3 protein-coding genes are annotated in these 4226 nt (G+C 50.6%); all 3 read right to left on the bottom strand.

The genetic code is table 11. The features are described 5' to 3' along the window. Positions 1-280: 280 nt before the first annotated feature. Positions 281-1699 (bottom strand): aldehyde dehydrogenase family protein, encoded by a 1419-nt coding sequence (locus PLA23_RS11045; protein WP_324475217.1) that lies wholly within the window; start codon positions 1697-1699, stop codon positions 281-283. Positions 1700-1722: 23 nt separating this feature from the next. Continuing rightward, the gene (gene feoB, locus PLA23_RS11040) at positions 1723-3594 is read right to left on the bottom strand and encodes a ferrous iron transport protein B (protein WP_324475216.1); all 1872 of its coding nucleotides are present in this window, start codon (positions 3592-3594) and stop codon (positions 1723-1725) included. Beyond that, positions 3591-4226, bottom strand: a 636-nt coding sequence (locus PLA23_RS11035) for a metal-dependent transcriptional regulator (RefSeq protein ID WP_324475215.1), incomplete at its 5' end; no start/stop codon positions are given. The genes PLA23_RS11035 and feoB, both read right to left, overlap by 4 nt.

The following is a 4226-nucleotide window of genomic DNA, read 5'->3' as shown; positions in this document are numbered from 1 at the left end:
TAATATAGAGCCAAAGACCCATTACCGCAGTAATCCAGAGTGAAAAATAAACCGCACCAATCATATCCTTAATACCGGACTGAAAGCCGGTCGTAAGATAAAATGCGAGAAGAAGGACTATAAACGCTCCAATAAAAGTTATGACCATCAGTAGCTTCTTCTCAATTTTCATACCTGAACCCATCTGCACTGATACAACCGGATACCCCCATCCGGTGAATAGTATACCAGAATATCTCAGTATTATAATTTATGTTCTCTGGTTCCTTCCTGATACCCATCAGGGTCTGATAATAATCAGCCGTTCCTCGGTCATCTCACGGATGGCAAAGTAGGGACCTTCTCTTCCGATTCCAGACTCTTTAACACCGCCATATGGCATACTGTCTATACGAAACATCGGGATGTCGTTTATCAGTACCGCACCACATTGTATCTTCTGTGCAGCATAGATCGCCCTGCCAAGGTCTTTCGTAAATATTCCAGCCTGCAGACCATATCGGGAATCATTGAGCATGGTCACCGCCTCATCAAAGGTATCGTATACCGTTACCGTGAGAACCGGGGCAAAGAGTTCCTCACACCTGACTGCCATATCAGGAGTGGTATCAGCAAGGATCGTTGGAACAAGGAGATGACCGGATAGTCTCCCGCCGCAGAGAATTCGTGCCCCATGTGCGACTGCCTCTTCAATCTTCAGATGGGCCCAAATCGCCTTCTCCGGGGTGATCATCGGTCCCACATCGGTTTCTGATTCCTCCGGATCGCCGGTTACCAGGGTATTACACCGGGAAACCAGTTCATGGATGAACGAATCTGCAATACTCCTCTGGACAAAGACACGCTGTACGGAGATGCATACCTGACCGGCATGAGCATATGCACCCTCGATGATCCGTGATGCCGCAAGCGTCTGGTCAGCATCCTCATGAACAATGACACCGGCATTCCCACCAAGCTCAAGAGTGACATGACGGGCCGGGGTTATGCTCCGAAGATACCAGCCGATACCAGGACTGCCAGTAAAGCTTAGACAGGCGATACGCCGGTCGGTAACCATCTGTTCAGCCACATCCGTTTTGCAGGGGATGATATTGACTGCCTCTTTTGGAAAACCTGCACGGAGCAAAAGCTCGCCAAACTTCAACCCGGTGAGCGGGGTTAGAGACGCAGGTTTAATAATACACGCGTTGCCAGCCGCATACGCAGGCCCTGCCTTATGGCATATCTGGTTGAGGGGAAAGTTAAAAGGGGTAATAGCCAGGACAATGCCGACAGGGACACGAAGGATCATGGCTATCCTCCCAACTCCTGCCTGATACCCATCCATCGGGACCATCTGATCATGAATTCTGACCGCTTCTTCAGCCGATATCCGGATGGTTGTGATCGCTCTGGTAACTTCAGTTGCTGCAAGCCGTCTGACCTTTCCACCCTCACGGACGATGATATCTGTCAGGAGATCTGCCTCCTCTTCCATCAGTCTGGCAAGACGAAAGAGCAGTGCGGAACGTTCGTGTGCAGGCAGGGCAGCCATGAGCCGTGCTCCCTCTACTGCCTGTTGCATGGCCTCTTCTGCTTCATGGGGACCGGCAGTACAGACTTCGGCAAAGGGAACCTGTGAATAGGGATTCACAACCGGGATGACAGAAGGAGTACGACGATATGTCCCGCCAAGGATCAAAGGAAGGGGATCCATAGTATACCTGTACCGCCAGGATGTTAAAAGAACGGTACCATCGTACTGATCCAATGAACAATCGCACCAGCGGTACATCCGAGAAAGACTGTATACAGGGAGATCTGGATCGCGGTCATAAGTCCCTGCTCACGATACAGAACTGCAATGGTTGAGATGCACGGGATAAAGAGGGTGCTGACCAAAGCAAATACATAGAGCTGTACTCTGGTCATTACATCGGTCAGGGTTGCGGTTCCGGCAAGGACAATCAGAGTCTCAAACGCCATCTCTTTTCTGAGGATTCCAAAGAGCAGGGCGGTTGATGCAAACGGAGGAAGACCAAGAATGCCATTGACCACCGGTGCAGTAGCCGACTCGATGACATCAAGCACCCCGTAAAATCCAAGCAGGCCAAGGACCATACTGCTGACGATCAGAAGCGGCATTGCAATGATAAGAAACTCCCGGATATGAATCCAGGTACGTGTCAGAACCATGGCAGGAGAGGGGACACGAAGCGGGGGGACTTCAAGTACCATCCCCATCTGGGTTCCGGGGGTGATCCTGGAGAGAAAGAGGCCGGAGAGCAAGATCAGGGTGAAGATGATGAGATAAATTGAGAGTGCTGCGAAAAGTCCGACAAAGACCGAGACAATCCCGGCGATGATTACCGTCCGGGCGGAACAGGGGACCATGGTGATCAGAAATGCAGCAATATGGCGCTCACGTTTCGTTCCAATCTGCCTGATAGCCATGATAGCCGGCACATTACACCCAAGGCCCAGGACCATTGGAATGATTGCCTGGCCATGCAGGCCAAACCGGTGCATGATTCGGTCCGCAAGAAATGCGATTCTACTCATATATCCGGTATCTTCCACCACCGACATCAGGAGATAGAAGGTAAAAACAAAGGGAAACGCAATACCAAGTCCTGCCTGAATGGCGATGACAAAAGAGAACGCAAGTTCATAGACGAGGGGATCGAGGGAGGCGTTCGCAAGCGGGGCAAGAACCCAGAGGTCGAATGCCAAAACAATACACTCTTCAAGATATGAACCAATAAAAAAGACCGAGATGAGCAGGGAGAGGAGAATCCCAATCATGATCAGGACTCCTGAAAACGGGGTCAGAAGCCAGGTATCCAGACCGCGCATCTCTTTTCCCAAGGCTTTTGATACAACACGGACTGCGATCTCCCGGGCTGCATGATGCCGGTTTCCGGCCAGAAGTGATGAAACAGGCATCCGGTGCTCTTCTTCCAGTTCTCCGGTGATGGTCTTTGCTGCTTCCAGAAGTAACGGATCGTTTCCGATGCCCTGAAGAGCAAGGAGGGCAAAAACCCGTGATGAACTAGAACCTGATATTCGCATCAGGGTTCTGACCGCTGCCTCGATATGGCGGTCATATGATACCTGATATGTCCCAACCCTGGCCTGCTGTGTTGCAAGAGGGATTAATTCAGGGATATTTTTTCCTAATGTTGCCGAGGTAAGCAGGACCGGTACACCGGTAATCTCTGAAAGGGTTTTTGTATCGATCTCAATCCCCTGTTTCTCAGCCTCATCTGCCATATTCAGAACAGCAATCAGGGGAATATGGTGCTCAAGAACCTGAAGGAAGAGATAGAGGTTTCGCTCAAGATGTGCAGCATCAAGGATGACTATCAGCACGTCAAAGGTATGAGAAAGAATCATATCCCTAACCAGCCGTTCCTCATCGCTCTCACCGTCCAGTGAATAAATACCCGGCAGATCGATGATCTCGACAGGAATACGATTGATACATAATACACCGGACAGAATGTCAACCGTTGTTCCGGGATAATTACTGACCTCGACCCCGATGCCGGTCAGATGAGAAAAAATGAGCGATTTTCCAACATTCGGGTTACCGATGAGCCCAATTTTCAATACTCCACCTCTACCAGAACAGAACGTGCAATTTCAGGACTTATCGCAATATCACAGTCTTTCACCCTGATAAGGAGGGTGTCTGCCATTCTTTGTCTGATTGTGACATGCTCTCCTGGAATCAGCCCAAGGTCTGCAAGTCGTCCGCCCCGGCCACATCCCCGGATGGCATCAATTCGTACTACCTCTCCCTGAGCACAGTCAGCGAGGGTTTTACATGAGCATCGCCGAGCGTGACCATGGCATGGAACATGGCAGCCACGATTCCCTCTGATAAAGCGGCGAAGACGGTTGATGGTATCATCAGAGGTGTGGTGTTCCATTGAACAGGCCTCTGCATGTGCCAGATCATGGTCCATACCAAGCATCTCCTGAAAAAATGTCTCCAGAACCCGGTGTCGGCGCATAATGGTTTCTGCAGCCTGCATTCCATCTGGAGAGAGGTGATACCTCCCGTCCTCTGAAACCGTGACTTCACCAGACCTGACCAGGTTCGCGAGTATCTCCTGAACGTTCTTTTCCTGGTAGCCGGTATGAAACGCAATATCTGCCGGCTTTCCTCCCATGCCGGTCAGATTTGCCTGCCTCATCAGAGAAAGAAGGATATCCTCCCGTTCTGCATTATCCATCGC

It is taken from the genome of Methanospirillum sp. (assembly GCF_035406105.1).
In the GTDB taxonomy this organism is placed as follows: Archaea; Halobacteriota; Methanomicrobia; order Methanomicrobiales; family Methanospirillaceae; genus Methanospirillum.
This window is presented reverse-complemented; position numbering and strand designations above follow the sequence as displayed.